At 63.7% G+C, this 19,780-nt stretch carries 14 protein-coding genes, 1 tRNA gene and 2 pseudogenes; 10 read left to right on the top strand and 7 right to left on the bottom strand.

Annotated elements, in window-relative coordinates:
- The first annotated feature begins 57 nt into the window (after nt 1–57).
- From EHV23_RS07165 to pgsA, 8 genes and pseudogenes are all read left to right on the top strand, one after another.
- A complete protein-coding gene (locus tag EHV23_RS07165) occupies nt 58–435 on the top strand; it encodes a DUF4845 domain-containing protein (RefSeq protein ID WP_125095323.1) in 378 nt (125 codons plus the stop codon).
- Between the two features lie 15 nt (nt 436–450).
- A pseudogene (rnc, locus tag EHV23_RS07170) lies at nt 451–1,137 on the top strand (ribonuclease III); the annotation flags it as partial.
- Between the two features lie 180 nt (nt 1,138–1,317).
- The gene (era, locus tag EHV23_RS07175; protein WP_338034498.1) at nt 1,318–2,304 is read left to right on the top strand and encodes a GTPase Era; all 987 of its coding nucleotides are present in this window, start codon (nt 1,318–1,320) and stop codon (nt 2,302–2,304) included.
- Complete coding sequence (gene recO, locus EHV23_RS07180; RefSeq protein WP_125095325.1) at nt 2,301–3,014, top strand: DNA repair protein RecO; 714 nt, start codon at nt 2,301–2,303, stop codon at nt 3,012–3,014. Before era ends, recO begins: the two co-directional genes overlap by 4 nt.
- 223 nt (nt 3,015–3,237) lie before the next feature.
- Nucleotides 3,238–4,014 carry a pyridoxine 5'-phosphate synthase gene (locus EHV23_RS07185; RefSeq protein ID WP_125095326.1) on the top strand — a complete coding sequence of 259 codons (777 nt, stop codon included), beginning with the start codon at nt 3,238–3,240 and terminating at the stop codon, nt 4,012–4,014.
- A 73-nt stretch (nt 4,015–4,087) separates the two neighbouring features.
- Nucleotides 4,088–5,083 carry a beta-N-acetylhexosaminidase gene (gene nagZ, locus EHV23_RS07190; RefSeq protein WP_203228899.1) on the top strand — a complete coding sequence of 332 codons (996 nt, stop codon included), beginning with the start codon at nt 4,088–4,090 and terminating at the stop codon, nt 5,081–5,083.
- A 187-nt stretch (nt 5,084–5,270) separates the two neighbouring features.
- Entirely contained in the window at nt 5,271–7,214 is a 1,944-nt protein-coding gene (uvrC, locus tag EHV23_RS07195; protein ID WP_125095586.1) for an excinuclease ABC subunit UvrC, read from the top strand.
- A 261-nt stretch (nt 7,215–7,475) separates the two neighbouring features.
- Nucleotides 7,476–8,051: a CDP-diacylglycerol--glycerol-3-phosphate 3-phosphatidyltransferase gene (gene pgsA / locus EHV23_RS07200; RefSeq protein WP_125095327.1), complete on the top strand. Its 576-nt coding sequence runs from the start codon at nt 7,476–7,478 to the stop codon at nt 8,049–8,051.
- A gap of 345 nt (nt 8,052–8,396) precedes the next feature.
- On the opposite strand, the gene ltrA is transcribed toward pgsA, so the two are convergent.
- From ltrA to EHV23_RS07220, 3 genes are all read right to left on the bottom strand, one after another.
- Entirely contained in the window at nt 8,397–9,773 is a 1,377-nt protein-coding gene (gene ltrA, locus EHV23_RS07205) for a group II intron reverse transcriptase/maturase (protein ID WP_125095169.1), read from the bottom strand.
- Between the two features lie 449 nt (nt 9,774–10,222).
- Nucleotides 10,223–10,296 (bottom strand) — tRNA-Cys (locus EHV23_RS07215).
- A gap of 150 nt (nt 10,297–10,446) precedes the next feature.
- Nucleotides 10,447–11,826, bottom strand: a complete 1,380-nt coding sequence (locus EHV23_RS07220; RefSeq protein WP_238990315.1) for a Y-family DNA polymerase — start codon at nt 11,824–11,826, stop codon at nt 10,447–10,449.
- Nucleotides 11,827–12,002: 176 nt separating this feature from the next.
- Between EHV23_RS07220 and EHV23_RS07225 the strand changes: the two genes are divergently transcribed.
- Nucleotides 12,003–12,224: an HP1242/YdcH family protein gene (locus EHV23_RS07225; RefSeq protein ID WP_125095328.1), complete on the top strand. Its 222-nt coding sequence runs from the start codon at nt 12,003–12,005 to the stop codon at nt 12,222–12,224.
- Nucleotides 12,225–12,399: 175 nt separating this feature from the next.
- Here the strand turns inward: EHV23_RS07225 and ppk2 are convergent, their stop codons facing one another.
- Complete coding sequence (gene ppk2, locus EHV23_RS07230) at nt 12,400–13,746, bottom strand: polyphosphate kinase 2 (protein WP_238990316.1); 1,347 nt, start codon at nt 13,744–13,746, stop codon at nt 12,400–12,402.
- A 345-nt stretch (nt 13,747–14,091) separates the two neighbouring features.
- Nucleotides 14,092–14,379 carry a c-type cytochrome gene (locus tag EHV23_RS07235; RefSeq protein WP_125095329.1) on the bottom strand — a complete coding sequence of 96 codons (288 nt, stop codon included), beginning with the start codon at nt 14,377–14,379 and terminating at the stop codon, nt 14,092–14,094.
- Nucleotides 14,380–15,361: 982 nt separating this feature from the next.
- On the opposite strand from EHV23_RS07235, the gene EHV23_RS07240 reads away from it, so the two are divergent.
- Nucleotides 15,362–17,665 (top strand): multicopper oxidase family protein, encoded by a 2,304-nt coding sequence (locus tag EHV23_RS07240; protein WP_158615873.1) that lies wholly within the window; start codon nt 15,362–15,364, stop codon nt 17,663–17,665.
- 217 nt (nt 17,666–17,882) lie between these two features.
- On the opposite strand, the gene EHV23_RS07245 is transcribed toward EHV23_RS07240, so the two are convergent.
- Entirely contained in the window at nt 17,883–18,260 is a 378-nt protein-coding gene (locus EHV23_RS07245) for a c-type cytochrome (protein ID WP_125095331.1), read from the bottom strand.
- An 847-nt stretch (nt 18,261–19,107) separates the two neighbouring features.
- Nucleotides 19,108–19,434: pseudogene (locus EHV23_RS07250) on the bottom strand (winged helix-turn-helix transcriptional regulator); the annotation flags it as partial.
- Nucleotides 19,435–19,780 lie beyond the last annotated feature (346 nt).

Genomic DNA, 19,780 nt, shown 5'->3' on the forward strand with positions numbered 1-19,780 from the left:
GCAGGCCTGCCGTCCGCCGGTTTCCCTTTTTGCCAGTCTGGCCGATCCGCTCACATCATGAAAGCTTCCCTTTCCGTTTCCCGCCGCCAGCGCGGCCTCACCCTGGTCAGCTTGCTGCTGATCTGCATCGTCATCGGCTTCACGTCGCTGGTGGTGATGCGCGTTGTCCCCACGTTCATCGAGTACCAGAACATCAAGAAGGCCCTGGTCCGTGCCGTCAGCTCGTCGGGCAACAACAATCCCGAAGCCATCCGCAGCGCGTTCGACCGCTCGCAGGCCATCGACGATTTCAGCGCCATCAGCAGCAAGGACCTGAAAATCGAGAAGGGCGCCGGCGAGCAGCTGCAGGTTTCGTTCAAGTATGAAAAACGCATTCCCCTGTTCGGTCCGGCCAGCCTGGTCATCGACTACGAAGGGGATGCCCGGGCACGCTGAGGACCATACCCCCGCATGACAGGCGCCATTCGCGACACGATCAGACGCATCCTGGAAAATCGTCTGGGCTACCGGTTCCAGTCACCGGAACTGCTGGCCCAGGCGCTGACCCATCGCAGCTTCGGGCGCCAGCACAACGAGCGCCTGGAGTTTCTGGGCGACAGCGTGCTCAACTGCGCAGTGGCTTCCCTGCTGTACCGGCGCTACACCACCTCGCCCGAGGGCGAGCTGTCACGCCTGCGGGCCAATCTGGTCAAGCAGGATCCGCTCCATGACATCGCCCGCACGCTCGGCGTGCCCGATGCGCTGATCCTCGGCGAGGGCGAGCGCCGCAGTGGCGGGCACCAGCGGCCTTCCATCCTGGCCGATGCGGTCGAGGCCCTGCTGGGGGCCATCTATCTCGAATCGGGCTTCGACACGGCCGCGCAGGTGGTCGAACGACTGTACGCCCCCCTGCTCGACAGCGCCGACCCGGCCGAGCTGGGCAAGGATGCCAAGACCCGCCTGCAGGAGTATCTGCAGGGCCACCGGCTGCCCCTGCCGCATTACGAGGTGGTGGCCACCCATGGGCAGGCCCACCACCAGCACTTCGAGGTGCGTGTGCGCCTCCAGAAGCCCGCCCTGGTCTTCGAAGGGCAGGGCGACAGCCGCCGTAAGGCCGAGCAGGTTGCTGCCCGGGCCGCCCTCGACCACCTGGCCGCTCACGGCGTGCGCTGACGCGAAGCCCACCCGGGGCGCCGCACCGCGTAAACTACGGGCTCCCGGGGTGCAGCACCGCGTAAACTACGGGTTCCGTTTCCATTCAGGGCTGCCATTGCCCCGTGCACGCGGTGCAGTGCGGCCAGGGACGCCCTTTCCAGACCCGGCAACGAACAACGCGCCATGTGCGCGGCGCAGCGCATCACCGGTGCCGTGCCCATGGTGCCCGTCGTGCCGCTGCCTGCCCGTCCTTCCATGACCCAGCCTTTTTCTCCCGATCATGTCGCCGGTTTTCGCTGCGGCTACGTGGCCCTCGTCGGACGCCCCAACACCGGCAAGTCCACGCTGCTCAACCAGCTGATGGGGCAGATGCTGTCCATCACGGCCGACCGGGCACAGACCACCCGGCACCGCATCCAGGGCGTGCTCTCGCGTCCGAACGCGCAGCTGATCCTCGTCGATTCCCCGGGCTACCAGACCCAGCGCATCAACCCGCTGAACAAAATCCTCAACCGTACCGCCCAGTCCGTCGGCCAGCAGGCCGATGTGGTGGTGCTGGTCACCGAGGCCGGCCGCTGGCGGCGGGAGGATGACCAGATCCTCGCATGGCTGAAGGGCGATGCCCCGGTCATCGTCGTGCTGAACAAGATCGACCAGCTGCCCAGCGTCAACGAGGCGCTGCCGCTGATCGCGAAGCTGCATGCGGACCATCCCGCCCTGGCGGCCATCGTGCCGCTGTCGGCCCGCAACGGCCAGGGCATCGACGCACTGCTCGATGCCATCGAACAGCATCTGCCGGAAGCACCGCCCATCTACGGCGAGGACGAACTCACCGACCGCCCCGAACGCTTCTTTGCCGCCGAGATCATCCGCGAAAAGCTCTTCCGGCTGCTGGGCGAGGAGCTGCCCTACGAAAGCACGGTCGTCATCGACCGCTTCGAGGAGGAAGGGAACCTTCGTCGCATCGCCGCCACCATCATCGTCGAACGGCGGGCCCAGAAGCCCATCGTGCTGGGGCAGGGCGGTGAACGCATCAAGCGCATTGCCAGCGAGGCCCGGCAGGACATGGAGAAAATGTTCGACGGCAAGGTGTTCCTGACCCTGTGGGTCCAGGTGCGCAGTGGCTGGTCGAAGGATGGCACCCACCTGCGCAGCTACGGTTACGAATGAAACCCGGTCCCGGACCGCTCACCGACGAACCCGGCTTCGTGCTGCACAGCCGGCCCTGGCGCGAGACCAGCCTGATCGTCGAGCTGCTCCTGCGCGACCGCGGCCGCCTGTCGGCCGTGGCCAAGGGGGCGCGGCGCCCCACCTCGGCGCTGCGTCCGGTGCTGCTGCAGTTCCAGCCCATTGCGTTTCGCCTCAGTGGCCGCAACGAGTTGCGCACGCTCACCCGCGCCGAATGGCAGGGCGGCATGGCCGTGCCATCGGGTCGGGCGCTGCTGTTCGGCTTTTACCTCAACGAACTGGTCATGCGCCTGCTGGCCCGGGAGGACCCGCACCCCCAGCTCTTCGATGCCTACACCAGCGCGCTGCACCAGCTGGGCGGGCAGGGGGCGGATGAACGCATCCTGCGCCGCTTCGAATGGCTGCTGCTGCAGGAAATCGGCTATGCGCCCGATCTGGCGGCCGACCATCAGGGGGTGCCGCTGCAGCCGGCACGCAACTACCGGATGAACGAGGGCCAGTGGTTTGCCACCCAGGCTGAAGATCACGCCACATTCAGCGGCCAGACCCTGCTGCAGATCGCCGCGGGGCGGTATGATGCACCCGGCGTGCTGTCGCAGGCCAAGCGCCTGTCGCGGCTGATGCTGGCCCTGCCGCTGGAGGGCGCCTCGCTCGATACCCGGCGCATCCTGATGGACCTGCAGCGGCTGTGAGGTTTCCTGGCGCTTTCTGTTGCATGACCCGGGCAGGTCTGGCAAGGTGGTCAGCCTTGCCTGCGCGGCGCCCTGTCTGCACACGGTTGGGGGCAGCGCGGGGACGAAGGCGTCCGTGACACGCTCCAGGGGATTTCTGCAATAACCCTGCGGCGTGCTGGCTCCCAACCCGGGTCATCCAGTATTTCCTTTTGAACTCTCGCCTGATTTTCCGTTTACTCCCATGATCGAACTCGGCGTCAACATCGACCACGTGGCCACCCTGCGCCAGGTACGGCGTACCTATGAACCCGACCCCGTCTGGGCCGCGGTCGAGGCGCATCTGGGCGGCGCCGACGGCATCACCGTGCACCTGCGCGAAGACCGTCGCCACATCCAGGATGCCGACGTGAGGCGCCTGCGCGAGCAGACCCACATCAAGCTCAACCTCGAAATGGCCGCCACCGCCGAGATGGTGGACATTGCCCTGGCGCTGAAGCCCGAGATGGCCATGCTGGTGCCCGAGGGGCGGCACGAGATCACCACCGAGGGCGGGCTGGATATCGTGTCACAGGAGGCTGCCATCGGGGCCGCCATCGGTCGTCTGGTCGATGCCGGCATCACCACCAGCGTGTTCATCGATGCCGAGCCTGCCCAGGTCGAGGCCGCGGCCCGGGTCGGTGCCTCCGTCTGCGAACTGCACACGGGGCCCTATGCCGAAGCCTTTCACCGGGACGGCCGGGATGTGGACAGTCCTGCCATCCGTCGCGAGATCGACCGCGTGGCCGAAGCGGGCCGGCTGATCCAGCAGGCCGGCATGCGCTTCAACGCCGGACACGGCCTGAACTACTTCAACGTGCAGCCCATCGCGGCGCTGCCGGGGGTGCGGGAGCTGCACATCGGACACGCCATCGTCTCGCGGGCCGTGTTCGTCGGCCTGCGCGAGGCCGTGGCCAGCCTGAAGGCGCTGATGCGCGAGGCGGCTGCCGACGCACAGCAGCGCCGGCTGCTGCGCGGCTGATTTTTTTTCCGGGGCAGCCCGCCCCTCCTGCTCATCCTTCCCCCCGGGGCCGTCTGGCCTTTCTGCCGTCACCATGTTCGCCACTTCAGCCAAACCCCTGTCCCGTCGCAGTCGCAACCTGCCTCCCGGCCCGGTCGTGGTCGATGTCCAGGGCCTGCACCTCACCGATGCCGAACGCCGGCGCCTGCGTCATCCGCTGGTCGGCGGGGTCATCCTGTTTGCCCGCAACTATCAGTCGCCCGGGCAGCTGCGGGCGCTGACCGATGAAATCCACGCCTGCCGGACCCCGCCGCTGCTGGTGGCGGTCGATCACGAGGGCGGACGCGTGCAGCGTTTCCGCGAGGGCTTCTCGGCCATCCCGGCCATGCGCACGCTGGGCGAGCGCTGGGACCAGGACGTGCTGGCTGCCTGCCGCGAGGCCACCGACATCGGCCGGAAGATGGGCGAGGAACTGCGGGCTGTCGGTGTGGACTTCACCTTCGCCCCGGTGCTCGATCTGGACTGGGGGCGTTCCAGTGTCATCGGAACCCGGGCCTTCCACAGTGACCCGCGTGTGGTTGCCATGCTGGCGCGCTGCCTGACCCACGGCCTGCTGCTGGCCGGCATGGCCAACTGCGGCAAGCACTTCCCCGGCCATGGCTTTGCCGATGCCGACTCGCACGTGGCCATGCCGGTGGACGAGCGCAGCCTGGACGAGATCCTTGCCGACGATGCCGCGCCCTATGCCTGGCTGGGCGCTGCGCTCACGGCCGTCATGCCCGCCCATGTCATCTATCCGCAGGTGGACCGCAAGCCGGCCGGTTTCTCGAAGCGCTGGCTGCAGACCATCCTGCGCCGGCGTCTGGGCTTCGACGGCCTGATCTTCTCTGACGACCTCACGATGGAAGCGGCCACCGTGGCCGGGGGCATCACGGCACGCGCCACGGCAGCGCTGAAGGCCGGCTGCGACATGGTGCTGGTCTGCAACCGTCCCGACCTGGCCGACGAGCTGCTGGCCAGCCTGGAACCGCCGGCCAACCCGCACCTGCAGCGCCGCCTCGACGCGCTGCGCCCGCGGGTGATGGGGTAAGCTTGCGGGCATGAACGATGTTCCGTCCCCTGCAGAAGCGGACGCTGCTGTCTCCCCGGCGGTCACGCATGAGCCAGATACCGCTGGCGCCCCGGAGGCTGCCGGCACGCCGGGCGTTGCCGGCACAGCGGACGCCGCCGGTGTACCGCAAGGCAGCGGTACCGGTGAAGCGGCCCCTGTGCCGGACATGGCCGGTGCTTCGCCATCCCCCGATGCGCCCGCATCGCCTGTTCCGGCGCCGCTGCTGGAACGCCCGGCCGACCTGAAGCTCTTTCTGCGCACGCTCCCCGCACTGCCCGGCGTCTACCGCATGAAGGACGCCAGTGGCACCGTGCTCTACGTGGGCAAGGCGCGTGACCTGGGCAAGCGGGTGCGCTCGTACTTCCGCAGGAATCTGCCCAGCCCGCGCACCGCGCAGATGATCTCGCGCGTGGTGGAGATCGACACCACCACCGTCGGCTCCGAGGCCGAGGCCCTGCTGCTGGAAAACAACCTGATCAAGACGCTGAAGCCCCGCTTCAACATCCTGTTCCGGGACGACAAGACCTATCCCTTCCTCAAGCTCAGCGCCCATCCTTTTCCACAGATCTCGTACTACCGGGGCGGTACGGACCGGCGTTCGCAGTTCTTCGGCCCCTATCCCAGCGCCTTTGCCGTGCGCGAGGGCATCCAGCTGCTGCAGAAGATCTTTCACCTGCGCACCTGCGAGGACAGCTACTTCGCCAACCGTTCGCGCCCCTGCCTGCTGCACCAGATTCGCCGCTGCAGCGCGCCCTGCGTGGGGCTGATCGACGAGGAACACTACCGGCGTGATGTCAACGCCGCCATCACCTTCCTGAAAGGGGGGCACAAGGAAATCCTCGAAGAGATGGAGGCCGAGATGCAGCAGGCCGCCGGGGAACTGCGCTTCGAGGAGGCGGCCGTGCTGCGCGACCGCATCAGTGCCCTGTCGCGCGTGCAGCACCAGCAGTCGATGGAGGTCAACGCCGACACCGATGCCGACATCATCGCCATCGAACAGGCCGATGGTCATGTCTGCCTGAACCTGGCCATGGTCCGCGGCGGTCGTCACCTGGGCGACAAGGCCCACTTTCCCACCCAGGTGGGCGAGGTGGACCAGGACACGCTCGCCTCCGTGCTCGATGCCTTTCTCACCCAGCACTACGCCGGCGCCACCATTCCGGGCGTGATCATCTGTGCCCAGAAACCGCAGGACCCGGAAATGCTCGACATGCTGCGCGCCCAGGCCGGGCATCCGGTGGCCTGGGTGCAGGATCCGCGGGCCAGCCGCCGCCGCTGGCTGATGCAGGCCCATACCAACGCGAAGATCGCGCTCACCCGGCATCTGGCCATCGACGGCTCGCAGCTGCGTCGCACGCAGGATCTGCTCGATGTGCTGGGCCTGTCGCTCGATCCGGCCAGCCTGCGGGTGGAATGCTTCGACATCAGCCACACCATGGGCGAGGCCACGCAGGCTTCCTGCGTCGTCTACGAAAACAACCGCATGACGCCCGGCCAGTATCGCCGCTTCAACATCCAGGGCATCGAGCCCGGTGACGACTACGCCGCCATGCGCCAGGTTCTCCTGCGTCGCTACGGCAAATGGGCCGAGAAGCCGGATGGTCCGCAGCCGGAAGAGGAGGCCAGAAAGCGCAGTGATGCAGCCCGCATGCCCGACATCGTGCTGGTCGATGGCGGCAAGGGCCAGATCAGCAGCGCCCGCGAGGTGTTCGAATCGCTGGGGCTGGACATCGGTTTGCTGGTGGGCGTGGCCAAGGGGGAAGGGCGCAAGGTCGGGCTGGAGACGCTCGTCTTTGCCGATGGCCGTGAGCCGCTGGTGCTGGGCGGAGAATCGCCTGCGCTGATGCTGGTGGCCCAGATCCGTGACGAGGCCCACCGCTTTGCCATCACCGGTATGCGGGCCCGCCGGGCGAAGGCACGCAGGGTCTCGCGTCTCGAAGAGGTCGATGGCGTGGGGCCGCGTCGCCGCCAGCGCCTGCTGTCGCGCTTCGGGGGCCTGCGCGGCATCATGGCGGCCAGCGTCGAGGATCTGGCCAGCGTCGAGGGCATCTCGCTGCCCCTGGCCGAATCCATCTACCAGCAGCTGCACCACAGTGGTGATATGCGGTGAACCTGCAGCGTGTCGCCCAGTCTCCCGACCCCGGGATCCGTGCATGGCCAGGGCTGCTCAGGATGTGTGTCATGGACCCACCCGTTTCCGCGCCGGTCCCGGCCGTTTCCTGACGGGAATTGCCTGCTGGCAGGGCATCGCATACGGACAGAGGGCTGTAACGCAACAACCTGTGTCACCGGGAGCCCCCATTTTTGTCTGTCCCGGCTGATGTGATAGGCTTTGGAAAATAATTTTCCGATGTCCTGACAGACCTGCACCATGGCCTTCAATCTGCCCAACCTGCTCACGTGGCAGCGTATCCTTGCCATTCCGCTGCTGGTCTGTGTGTACATGCTCCCCTTCGATGCCTGGGGCGAACCCAGCCGCAACCTGTGGGCCACCGTCATCTTCATCGTGGCCTCGCTGACCGACTGGCTCGACGGCTGGCTGGCGCGCCGGCTGGGCCAGCAGACCGAACTGGGCGCCTTTCTCGACCCCGTGGCCGACAAGCTGCTGGTCTGCGTGGCGCTGGTCATGCTGCTCGATCTCGATCGCATCAATGCCGGCATCGCCATCATCATCATCGGGCGTGAAATCACCATCTCGGCCCTGCGTGAATGGATGGCCAGCATCGGCGCCCGCAAGAGCGTGGCCGTCAACTGGATGGGCAAGGTCAAGACGGCCGTGCAGATGGTGGCCATTCCCCTGCTGCTCTATCACGATCCCATCGGCCAGTTCGACTGCCAGTACTGGGGCAGCTGGATGATCACCCTGGCCGCCATCCAGACCTTCATCTCGATGGTCTACTACCTGAAGCAGGCATGGCCGCAGCTGCAGGGACGCAGCGGGGCCTGAAACCGGCTTTTCCGGCGTGTCCGGGCCGGCTGGCTTCCCCTGCGCAGGCACTGGATCGTGCACTGACAAGGCGCTGTGTTCAGAAAAGGTGCCTTGCTGCGCGGGCCTGCCCCAGGGAACCGACTTCACTGATGTCGGACCGAACGGGCTCAATGGCCTGACTTGATCGCCCATGGCCCATCTCCAGAGAATGTCCATGGACAGTTACCGGACAGGGAGTCAACGTGCGGCAGGACTTTTTTGAGCTTCCCAAAGCAGACATCGGCATAGGGGGCAGCCCTCTGGGCTGCACCCCTGCCACACCACCCGGCATGCGGGTCCGCACCGGGCGGTTCGAGAGGACATTCAGGATGATGCCAGACGGGGCAGGCCAAGACTGTCGAACCATGACAGGGTCAGCACGCTGTTGAGCAGCATCGCACTGTTGTGCCACCAGCGCCGGCTGTTTGCCGCCACTTTCCGGGCCACTTCCGTGCTTGCGCCCATGGCGCACAACTCCCTGAACATGGTCTTGCCCCGCTTCCACTGCCTGAGCTGGATGGCCCGCAGCCGGTGACGTATCCATTCATCCAGCTCTCGCCAGACGCCTGTCGTTTGCGCCAGTCTGAAATAGGCTCTCCATCCCAGCAGCAATGGGCGAAGCCCATCGACCACCTGCTGTATGCTGCGTCCGCCACTGCGGCGGGTCAGCCAGCGCACACGCTGCCTGAAGGCCATCACAGCTTTCCGGGCCACCCTCCGTTTGACGACCCCTTTCGGAGCCATCCAGAAGCTGAAGCCCAGAAACTTGCGGCCAGTGAAGACGCTGGCCACCGCACTCTTGGATTCGTTGATCCGCAAATGCAGCCTGCCGTACAGCCGGCGCAACAGCTGCATCACCCGTTCGCCTGCCCGACGACTGTGCACATATACGTTACAGTCGTCGGCATACCGAACGAAGCAATGCCCGCGCGCCTCCAGCGCCTTGTCCACCTCATCGAGCAGCAGGTTGGCCAGCAGCGGCGACAGCGGTCCACCTTGCGGTGTCCCCTCGTGCCGCTCTACGACCACGCCGCCATCCATGATTCCCGCGTTCAGATACGCCCGGACCAGACGGCATACGCCATCATCTCCAATGCGCTTTCTGACGCGATCCATCAGGATGTCGTGATTGACCCGGTCAAAGAACTTCTCCAGATCGACATCCACCACGATCTTCCTGCCGGACTGGATGTACGACTGCGCGGCCAACACCGCGTCGTGCGCACGCCGTCCCGGCCGAAAGCCGTAGCTGTGTTCACTGAAGCCCGGATCAATCATCGGCTGCAGTACCTGCAGCAGTGCCTGCTGGATCAGTCTGTCCGTTACCGTCGGGATGCCCAGCTCTCGCTGTCCACCTCCCGGCTTCGGAATCATGACCCGTCGTACCGGGCTGGGCCGGTACGTCCCCTGCAACAGTGCTTCGCGGATTCGCGGCCATTCGGTCTTGAGCTGCCGGGCTGTCTGGTCGATGTCCAGACCATCCACACCGGCCGTTCCCCGATTGGCCTTCACCCGCCTCCATGCCCGCTGCATGTTGGCTCTTTCCAGAACTGCATCGAGCAGCCCTGCTCCTGTGTCTTCGGTGTCATGTCGCGGGCCGCAGGCTTCATCACGACATGCGCCCCTCGGGGCTTCACCCCTACTCACTGCATGTCGCCCCACTCGTGCAGGCTTCTGATGCATGGCCTTTGACATCGACATGATCCTGTCAACACATCCTCTCGTTCGGTCCTTCGCCTGACCTGTGTCCCATCATGGGGCTGGTCCTGCTACTACGACCTCTGCTGACTTCTCGCTCCGGCTCGACACCGTCGCCCTTTCGAGCATAAGGCGAGATCTCCCCAGGTAAGAACGCACACCTTCTCTGCACGACCGCCGGATTTACGTCACCTCGCCTTGGCCACAAGAGCTTCGCGGTTACATGCCCGTTCGCCCTGCTCGGCAACGCCTTGTATCCGGTTCTTGTACATCGGCCCGCAGATTACGCTCCACGCTTCCTTCCCACACTCGGTCGCCCTTGTGCAGTTGCGCTTCACTTCACTCACTGTGGCCAGCTTGTGGCGGGACTTGCACCCGCAGGTGTGCGCCCATGCTGGGCGCACATGAAAAAAGCCGTTCGCCCGGACAACAGGCAAACGGCTTTGGGTATCTGGAGGCGGAGGTCGGAATCGAACCGGCGTCCACGGCTTTGCAGGCCGCTGCATAACCACTCTGCCACCCCGCCAGAGAAAAAAGATTTTTACCCAATTCCCCTGTTCTGTCAAGGGTCGGATCAAAAAAGCCTGACTGACAGGACAGGCGTCATGCCGGGCAGGGCCACGCTGGTCACGCAAGGCCGGGGGCCTGCGCAGGGACGAATGCGTTCATACCTGCTCTAAAACGGCAGCTCACCCTGCAGTGGCAGTGCATGGCTGCTACCCGGTGTCCGGCCGGTTTGCGCATCCCTCCCCGGGGGCTCCGGGTGCTCTGCGTCCCGTGGCATGTGTGCCTCATGTCCGGCTACCCCTTTCTGCGCCGGCGGATGCGGACTGAGGGACGACACCCGGATGCCCAGCAGTCTCAGGCGCTGCCGCAGATCCACCCGTTTCAGGCACAGTCCGGCCAGACGGCGGATCTGCGCGGCATCCTGGGTGGGCGTGTCCACGGTCAGGTCGCGCGTCACCGTACGGAAATCGGCATAACGCAGCTTGATGCCCACCGTTCGGCCTGCGTAGCCCTTGCGCTGCAGATCCGCCGCCGTCTGCTCGGCAAGGCGGGTGAACAGCTGGCCCAGCAGCGCCCGGTCGTGCACGGCATGCAGGTCGCGCTCGAAGGTGGTTTCCCGGCTGATGCTGACCGGCTCGCCCCGGTCGGCCACGGGCCGGTCATCGCGTCCCCAGGCAGCATCGTGCAGCCATCGTCCCGAACGCGCCCCGAAATGCCGAACCAGCCAGGGCAGGGCGCAGGCAGCCAGCTGCGCAATGGTGCCTATCCCCAGTGCCTGCAGCCGTGCATCCGTGCGCGGACCGATGCCATTGATGAGCCGGCAGGGCAGGGGCCAGATCCGCGTCTGCAGGTCCTCCGGGTGGATCATCGTGATGCCATGCGGTTTGTCGAAGTCACTGGCCATCTTGGCCAGCAGTTTGTTCGGTGCCACACCGATCGAGCAGCTCAGGCCCGTTTCGTCCTGGATGCGCTGCTGGATGCGGGCGGCCAGCGCACGTCCGCCATCCTGCTGTACGCCGGGCAGTTCCGTGAAGTCGATGAACACTTCATCGATCCCGCGGTCCTCCATCACCGGCGCCTCCGACAGGATGATGGCCTTGAAACGCCGTGAATACGCCCGATAGCTGTCGAAGTCCGCGGGCAGCAGGATGGCCTGCGGGCACAACCGGGCCGCACGGGCAAGCCCCATGCCCGAGCCCAGACCAAAGCGGCGTGCCGCATAGGTGGCGGTGGTCGTCACCCCACGTCCCCGGTAGCCCTGCAGGTGAGGAAAGTGTGCCGGATCGATGCTGGCCAGGACCTGTTCCGCCTCCCGTGTGCCGGCCTGCGCGCGGGCCAGATATCCGGCGTCCGGATGCTGGCTGTCGATCTGTGCCAGCAGCCCGGCCGTGGTCTGGCGGCTGCCTCCGATCACCACCGGCAGATCGCGCAGCTGTGGAAACTGCAGCAACGTCACCGAGGCAAAGAAGGCATCCATGTCCAGGTGGGCGATGCGCCGCTGCCGGGGAGCGGGCACGTCTGGCGTCGGATCGGTGGCTGTGGCTGGCATGGCTTCCTCACCGGTGCGAGCCCGGACGGGCCACGATGATCTGTCTGCAACGAAGGGCCGGCAGGCTGCTTCGGCCCCTGAAAACCCGGGCGCTTGTGCTAGCATCAAACCAGTCGCTGCACGGATGCATCCGGATGCAGCATTGCCCTTTGTTTCCATCCCTGAGGTTGACTGGCATGTTTCCAGAATATCGTGGTCTGATCACCAAGCTGAAGACCGAAGACTCGCATTTTGCACGTCTTTTCGACAAACACAACGAACTCGACCACAAGGTCAAGGCGCTGGAATCGGGGGTCGAGCATGGCGGCGCCGTCGAGATCGAGAATCTCAAGAAAGAAAAACTGCGCCTGAAGGACGAGATGTACGCCATCCTGCGCAAGGCTGACGGCAAGGCCTGATCCGGACGGGCCGGGCAGGGCACTGGTTGCCCCGCCCGGCCTGCCGTATCTGCGCCGCCGGCAGGGCAGCCCCGGTACCGCTGCCGCCCTGCACCAAAAAGCGCCTGTCCCGCCCCCCGGAAGAAGCCAGACTGGCTGTGGGGATCGGGACAGGCGCTTTTGCGTGGGCCGGCCGTTACAGCAGGGCGTCCGGGCGCTCGCCGCGTTCGTACACCACGTGGGCCCGGCCCACGATCAGCGGATCGAGCTTGCCGATGCGTTCGATGGATTTGTTGCTGTAGGGCAGCTTGTGCAGGATGTAGCGCATGGCGTTGAGGCGGGCGCGCTTCTTGCAGTCGCTCTTGATGACCGTCCAGGGCGCATCGGCCGTGTCGGTTTCGAAGAACATCGCTTCCTTGGCGCGGGTGTAGTCCTCCCACTTGTCCAGCGAAGCCTTGTCGATGGGGCTCAGCTTCCACTGCTTCAGCGGGTGGGCCTCGCGCTCACGGAAGCGGCGGCGCTGCTCCTTGCGGCTCACGCTGAACCAGAACTTCACCAGGTGGATGCCGCTGCGCACCAGATGGCGCTCGAACTCCGGCGCCTGCTTCATGAACTCCTGGTACTCCTCGCTGCTGCAGAAGCCCATCACGCGTTCGACGCCCGCGCGGTTGTACCAGCTGCGGTCGAACAGCACGATCTCGCCATGGGTGGGCAGGTGCTCGATGTAGCGCTGGAAGTACCACTGGCCACGCTCGGTGTCGGTGGGCTTCTCGAGTGCCACCACACGGGCGCCCCGCGGATTCAGGTGCTCCATGAAGCGCTTGATGGTGCCGCCCTTGCCGGCCGCGTCACGGCCCTCGAACAGGATCACGATGCGCTGGCCGGTTTCCTTGGCCCAGGCCTGCAGCTTCAGCAGCTCGACCTGCAGCGCGAATTTCTGTTTTTCGTAGTTGGCCCTGCGCATCAGGTTCTTGTATGGGTAGCCACCATCACGCCAGTTGTCGGCCAGCTCCTCGTCGGGGTTGTCCAGCGTCTGCCGCAGTTTTTTCGACATCTTGCCCTTCAGGGCCTTGCGGATCACCGCCCGGTCATCGGGCGAGGCGCCTTCCAGAATGGCACGCAGCGCCTTGCCCCGTTCGGTGACGGTCTTCCGGTCGGTATTGTCGAGGATGGCGCCCACGGCTTCGAGCTGCTTTTCCTGGGAGGCCTCGACCTTCTGCCCGGTGACGAACTTCTCCAGGGCCTTCTTGCCCAGATTGGGTGGCGTGTCGCCCTGGCTAACCCGGCGAACCTCGGCCGGCAGCGGTGTGGTGGTCGGTGCCGCCTTGCGGCGACGGGGTGTGACGGGCTGGGTGGCCCGTGCCGCGGTACGACGGGTGCGGCCCGCGGGTGCGGGTTCTGCCGTGCTGGCCGTGGCACGGTTCCCGGTGGCCGTGCGCGCAGCAGCAGGTGTCTCCGTGGCTTGCGCAGCTGCCTGGACGGTACTGGCAGCGGGCTTTTCGATAGCGGGGGTGGTAGATGAATTGGAAGATGCGTTCTGCATTCAGCCTGTCCTTTGGAGTGATAACGAAATCTGAATCATCCGGCGCGCGTCATGGCACGCGCCATTGTCACAAATGACTATGCGCCTATGGCCAAAACCCATTTTGACACGTGTCAAGACTGACGGAATCCGTCGGAAGCCTGTGGATTTCCTGTAAGGGAGGGCTGACGGGGGCACTCACTGCCAGCCCGCAATGTGCCCCCTTTGGCCCGTTGTGTGTCCCCTTTGGCCCGCAGTGTGCCCCCTTTGGCTGAGGGTGTCGGCAGCGCCTTGAGGATGCAGCGGCTCTGCCGCTCTGTCCTGCACGCCTGCAGGGGACGGGGACGAATGATTCCGTGACGCGTACTAACGAGATTGCGAGCCGTCCGGCAGCTGCAGGATCCAGCGGGTCATGGCCTTGAGCGTATCGTCGTCGAGCTGCGGCTGTGGCGGCATGGAGACCGGCCCCCAGTGACCACGTCCTCCCTTCAGGATGCGTTCGGCCAGCATCGCCTCTGCTCCGGGCTGACCGTGGTAGCGGGCGCCGACGTCGACGAAAGCCGGCCCCACCACCTTGCTGTCGCGCCGGTGACAGGCCAGACAGTGGTGGCTGGCCAGCAGCTTCTCGACCCGTGCGGCCTCGATGGCGGGCATGGGGGCAGGGTGGCTGCTGGCCCCGGGAGCCTGTCGGCTGGCAAGTGGTTCATCTGTGGTTCCGGTTGCTGCAGATGCCCCCGGGTTTCCGGTCGCGTTCGCACCGCCCGGGCCATCAGGTGGATCGGCGGGCAGCACTTCACCGTCATCCTGGGCACCGGTGGCCTGCAGTGGTGGTGATTCGGTCGCGGCATCATCCGTGCCACCTGTGACTGGCGAACCGCTGGAACCGGTCCGGGCTGCGTCCTTCGTATCGTTCGAGGAGGGGCGGGCGGAAGCAGACCTGGCAGGGCTTGGGCCGTTAGCCCCTGGTGACGGGGGCTCACAGCCCGTACCCAGAAGGAGCAGCGACAGTGGCAGCGCCAGAGCCCAACGATGCCGCCAGGGGAGGTGATGTCCCGTGGGAAGAGGGTCATGCAGGCGATTAGCTGTAAAGTTTTTCATACATACAGGGATTTTATTTTACAAACTACCCGCAAAAAATCAGTGCCACATGCGGGAGGTTGTAAGGGACAGTATAGAAAAGCCGGGCGCCGCTTGCAGGTACCGAGATTACAACAGACCCTGAAATGCTTTGGGACAGGTTGCCCCCACAAGTTCCCATAAACACCAATACACAATAGGCAACATGCCGGAAAAACGTTGAAATTTTGTAGAAAGCGACGCCTGGTTGTAACGAAAGTAAGGATCGTGTGAGGCTCTGCAATTGATATTGGTTAGATTGAATGTTGCAACCCATTGATTTTACTGGGGTTGTGACCGGTGTTGGGCAACGGTTGAGCTGGAAACGCCGGCGGAAGCAGCTGTACATGTAATGTGACTTTACGAACATTCCGTTTTGTTAATTTTGAAAACAGGAATTTTTATGTACCGCTCTTATTCTTCGCCTGCACGCCGGATGCGGGGCATTTTCTGCCTGGTCCGGGTGCATTCAGGTTATCCCCTTTTTTTCTCTCTCTCTTCATCAGGCGGAGAATCGATCGTGTCCCAATCCATTTCCCATCATCCCCGCAGTCAGGCGGTGTCCGGTTGTCTGACCACCGGACTTCCGCGAAGCGGTGTGCGTCCGGTGGCGCTGTCCATTGCCGCTGCGCTGCTCGGAATGGTTTCCGTGCCTGCCCAGGCCCAGGAAACCGCTGCCTATGAATCCATCCAGAATCCGCCGGTGTTGCAGGGTGCCACGACGGATACTGCAGCAGCCGGCGCCGCACAGGGACAGGCCCGTGTGCAGGGCGAGGCAGCCGCGCAGGATGCTGCCATCGCGCCGACGCGGACCAAGACCATGTCCCTGAACGTGGGTTATGTGAATACGTACCTGTGGAACCCCACCTCCGGCAAGTATGACCGGGTGCATCTGCGCAGCTACGATGCCCGTGACAATGCCCCGCTCGTTGCGCCGACCATCGATGTGGTGCCCGGAACGCGTATGAACATCACGCTGAACAACAATCTGCCGGCGGAAAATTCGGAAAAATGCAATGACTCCATCACGAATGGTTTTCACTGCCCAAATACCACCAACCTGCATACGCATGGTCTGTGGGTCAACCCCGGCCGGGATGACGCGGGCGTACCCAGCGATGACATCTTTCAGGCCATCGCACCGGGACATTCCCTGAAATACAAAATCGATATTCCCTCTGACCATCCGGCGGGAACCTTCTGGTATCACACCCATTTCCACGGTTCGACGGCGCTGCAGGTGTCCAGCGGCATGGCGGGTGCGCTGATCGTCCGGGGTGACCGTCAGCCCACGGCCCAGCGCAACGGGGATCTCGATACCCTGCTGCGTTCCACCGGCAACACCCAGGTGCAGGAGCGTGTGGTGATGCTGCAGCAGATCCAGTACGCCTGCCGTGGTGCCGATGGCAAGATCAAGCGGGCTGCAGCGCCCGATGGTGCCACGGAGCAGGTCAGGAACAGTCAGCCCTACGCCTGTGATGATGGCGAGGCTGCCGGTGTGGAAGATATCGATGATTTCGGCCCCAACGGCTGGTTCAACAGTGGCCGTCACACCACCATCAATGGCACGACCATGGCGCGCTTCGTGGGTGCGGTGGCAGGACGTATGGAACGGTGGCGCATCATTCACGGCGGAGTACGGGAATCGATCAACCTGGAATTCCGTCCGGCCGTGCTGAACAACATGCCGCCCAGCGAAATCCGCAATCTCAGCGGGCGCAGGCTGCAGAACTTCATTAACAACAACTGTACCGGTGCACCACTCACCCATTACCGGGTTGCTGCCGACGGCCTGACCATGGCCAACATGCAGCCGGCCACAGAAACGGTGTTCCAGCCCGGTTACCGCTGGGATCTGATGATGACGTTCCCGCGTAACGGCTATTACTGCGTCATCGACAAGTCGGTACCGGTCGGCGGCAGTATCAACAACACACCTACCGGCACGGCAGCGCGGCCGGCTCCGCAGACCCTGCTGGGTATCGTCCAGGTCAATGGTGGTGTGGACATGGACACGACAGCCATTCCCGGCTACGTGAAGCAGCAGATGCTGTCGCTGGCCGATGCCAACATCTTCGACGAGGAGATGCGGGCAGCCGTGGTGGCCGATCTGAACGATGGGCTGAAACTTTCGCACTTCACGCCGCATGCGACCATCGCACAGTCGGAACTGAACCAGCCCATCCGGAAGATGAATTTTTCGATCGTGGCCAAGGACCCCAACAACATCCCGGGAGGTGGTTTCCACTATTACGTCAATGGCAAGGAATATGACAAGAATGCGGATCTGACCCAGCTGAAACTGGGCGGCGTGCAGGAATGGGAAATTTCGTCAGAAGGCGCTTCCCACCCCTATCACATCCACGTCAACCCGTTCCAGATCGTGTCGATCATCGACCCGCAGGGGCGTGACGTGAGCGGTTTCGATGCCCCGGACAATTCCGAATCCACCATCGATACCCAGTTCCGTGGCCTGAAAGGGGTGTGGAAGGACACCATCATGATCAAGCACCTGCGCGCAGGCGCCGAGGGCGTGGTGCATCCGGGTACCTACACGGTCAACATCCGCACCCGCTACGAGCGGTACAAGGGCGACTTCGTCATGCACTGCCATATTCTCGACCACGAGGACGAGGGCATGATGGAAGGGTTCCGCATTACGGACGCCACCAATGTGGCCAGCAAGTACGCGCCCGTCCCGGTGTGCAGCACCGACACCTCGGATGGCATCAAGTTCCGCAGCCCCTACGGGGTGAAGAACCCGCTGTCCATCCCGAAGGAAGGCAAGCTGCAGACCAGCATGATGCTGTTGCCGAAGCGGTGATGGGCTGAACAGGAACGGCACGGGTAGCAGCATCGGTGCGGACGAACGCGTCCGTAACGTGCACGAAAGCCTGCTCCCTGCGTTCCGGAACCCAGGAGATGGATGTGATCTTTCACAGGATGGATTTCATCCTGCTCCCCGCGCTCCCAGACCCCGGAGACAGGCCTGACAGTCTGTCTCCGGGGTTTTTCCCGGGCGCTCTCCGGCTACGTTGCGCTCATTTCTTCATGCTCATGATCCATCGGGCCAGCAGCTTCACGTCGTCCGGCTGAACCTGCGGCTGGGGCGGCATGGCCATTTTGCCCCATCGGCCCTTGCCGCCCTTGGTGATGTGTTCCGAGATGGTGTCGACTGCCTTGGGGTCATCGCCATATTTCGCGGCCACTTCTGCGAAGCCCGGACCGACCAGCTTCTTGTCGGTCTTGTGACAGCTCATGCAGAGCTGCGTCTTGAACAGTTTTTCGGCCTTTGCCTTGTCGGCATCCGACAGCGGCTCCTCGGCCCAGGCAGATGTCGACAGCGTACCCAGCGCCAGGGGCAGAATCAGACTGCACAGCAGACGGGGAAGGGCGCGTGGGATGATTTGATGTGTCATGGCATTCACTCTTCTTGTTGTCGGTGCGGAATCATCCGGTTCGCAAGGCCAGACGCCATGAAAAGGGCGGGCTGTCCTCTGGAACCAGCATGGGTAGCCTCTGCCGACGATGTGCCAGAAGCCGCCTCCCTGACACTATATAACCATTAATAAATCGGCGAAACGCGCATGGCATGATTGCGTTTCGTCAAATTTTCCCGGAGCTGGTCTCTGTATTTTGATGATTGTCAAATGACTGCCGGTGTGCTGGTTATTGTTTTCATTCGGAGTTGTCTTTGTGAAATCGGTTATTTATGGGTGTCTGGCCCGAAGTGGTGTGCGCCTGTATTTGATATTTTTAAAGTTCAACCATCCATCTACCTGATCGTATTGTGCATTTTGCCGGGCATGACATGCATTTCTGATTTGATATCTGTCATGTGATGTCCGTGTCCGCCGTGCTGGTGATTCCGGCGCTGCGTCATGCAGGATACTGATGCAACGCGCCGACCCCCATTTTTTTGTCCGTACACAAATCGTGATCCAGATCAAAAGAAGCGAATTCTGTCCTGACCACGGGGTGCTTGCGTGGCGTGTCGTGCAGGTGTCGCTGGGTCATTGCATCGCCGTGTGCCTTATCAGTGGCTTTCGCATGGCATGTTGGCTTCGTTGTGTGCCACGCCGGCTTCGCTACGTGTTTGCCGCGCCTTGTGGTGCCTTCGTCTCGATGTGTGGTTGCCGTTTCCTGTCGGTGTTGTCCCGCCTGGCAAGACGGTCAACCTTGTCCGCGCGGCGCCTTGTCAGCGCCCGGCTGGCGCTGGGGTGGGATGAGTCCCATGACACACGCTCAGTCCGCCCTGTTCGCCACGTACCGGTCCCCCCAGGCCTTCAGGGCCGAGATGACCGGTTCCAGCGTCCGGCCTTCGTCGGTCAGCCGGTATTCCACCCGGGGCGGCACTTCCGGATAGATCGTGCGCTGCACCAGGCCGTCCTTCTCCAGCTCACGCAGCTGGTTGGTCAGCATCCGCTGCGTGATGCTGGGCAGCAGGCGCCGCAGTTCGTTGAAGCGCAGCACCTCCTCGGTCAGCAGCCGGTAGAGGATCACGCCCTTCCACTTGCCACCGATCAGGTTCAGGGTGGCCTCGACCGTGCAGCCGGCTGCACAGGTGAATGTTTCGTGGCGGGTGCGTCCCATACAGGTTCCTTTCTTGATACTGCATATGCATTAATATACTGCGTGCACAAAATGTGCGTACTGGCGGAAAAACTGCGTTCTTCCATTATCTGCAAATACCATCAAAAATAACGCCGAAGCGTATTTCTGCAGATATCCAAAAGGAATTCTGGCACAGAGAACGCCAGGACGAATCATGACACCATGTGTACCAGACGCAACAATCGTTGCCCGTACGTGACGTGATCGCCCGCCATCATTGCTGGCCTCCTGCTTATGAGGGGTGTTCACATGCCTGACACATGATCACGACAGTGTGATACCCGGGCGGGAAGCCGGCGATCCGTGTCCTGTCCTGCATGCCCCG

The sequence above is a fragment of the Lautropia dentalis genome (assembly GCF_003892345.1).
Lineage (GTDB): Bacteria > Pseudomonadota > Gammaproteobacteria > Burkholderiales > Burkholderiaceae_E > Lautropia > Lautropia dentalis.

Coding starts and splice junctions, on each gene's coding strand:
- EHV23_RS07165 (WP_125095323.1), top strand. CDS start 58: ATGAAAGCTTCCCTTTCCGTTTCCCGCCGCCAGCGCGGCCTCACCCTG.
- era (WP_338034498.1), top strand. CDS start 1,318: ATGTGCGCGGCGCAGCGCATCACCGGTGCCGTGCCCATGGTGCCCGTC.
- recO (WP_125095325.1), top strand. CDS start 2,301: ATGAAACCCGGTCCCGGACCGCTCACCGACGAACCCGGCTTCGTGCTG.
- EHV23_RS07185 (WP_125095326.1), top strand. CDS start 3,238: ATGATCGAACTCGGCGTCAACATCGACCACGTGGCCACCCTGCGCCAG.
- nagZ (WP_203228899.1), top strand. CDS start 4,088: ATGTTCGCCACTTCAGCCAAACCCCTGTCCCGTCGCAGTCGCAACCTG.
- uvrC (WP_125095586.1), top strand. CDS start 5,271: ATGGCCGGTGCTTCGCCATCCCCCGATGCGCCCGCATCGCCTGTTCCG.
- pgsA (WP_125095327.1), top strand. CDS start 7,476: ATGGCCTTCAATCTGCCCAACCTGCTCACGTGGCAGCGTATCCTTGCC.
- ltrA (WP_125095169.1), bottom strand. CDS start 9,773: ATGTCGATGTCAAAGGCCATGCATCAGAAGCCTGCACGAGTGGGGCGA.
- EHV23_RS07220 (WP_238990315.1), bottom strand. CDS start 11,826: ATGCCAGCCACAGCCACCGATCCGACGCCAGACGTGCCCGCTCCCCGG.
- EHV23_RS07225 (WP_125095328.1), top strand. CDS start 12,003: ATGTTTCCAGAATATCGTGGTCTGATCACCAAGCTGAAGACCGAAGAC.
- ppk2 (WP_238990316.1), bottom strand. CDS start 13,746: ATGCAGAACGCATCTTCCAATTCATCTACCACCCCCGCTATCGAAAAG.
- EHV23_RS07235 (WP_125095329.1), bottom strand. CDS start 14,379: ATGCCCGCCATCGAGGCCGCACGGGTCGAGAAGCTGCTGGCCAGCCAC.
- EHV23_RS07245 (WP_125095331.1), bottom strand. CDS start 18,260: ATGACACATCAAATCATCCCACGCGCCCTTCCCCGTCTGCTGTGCAGT.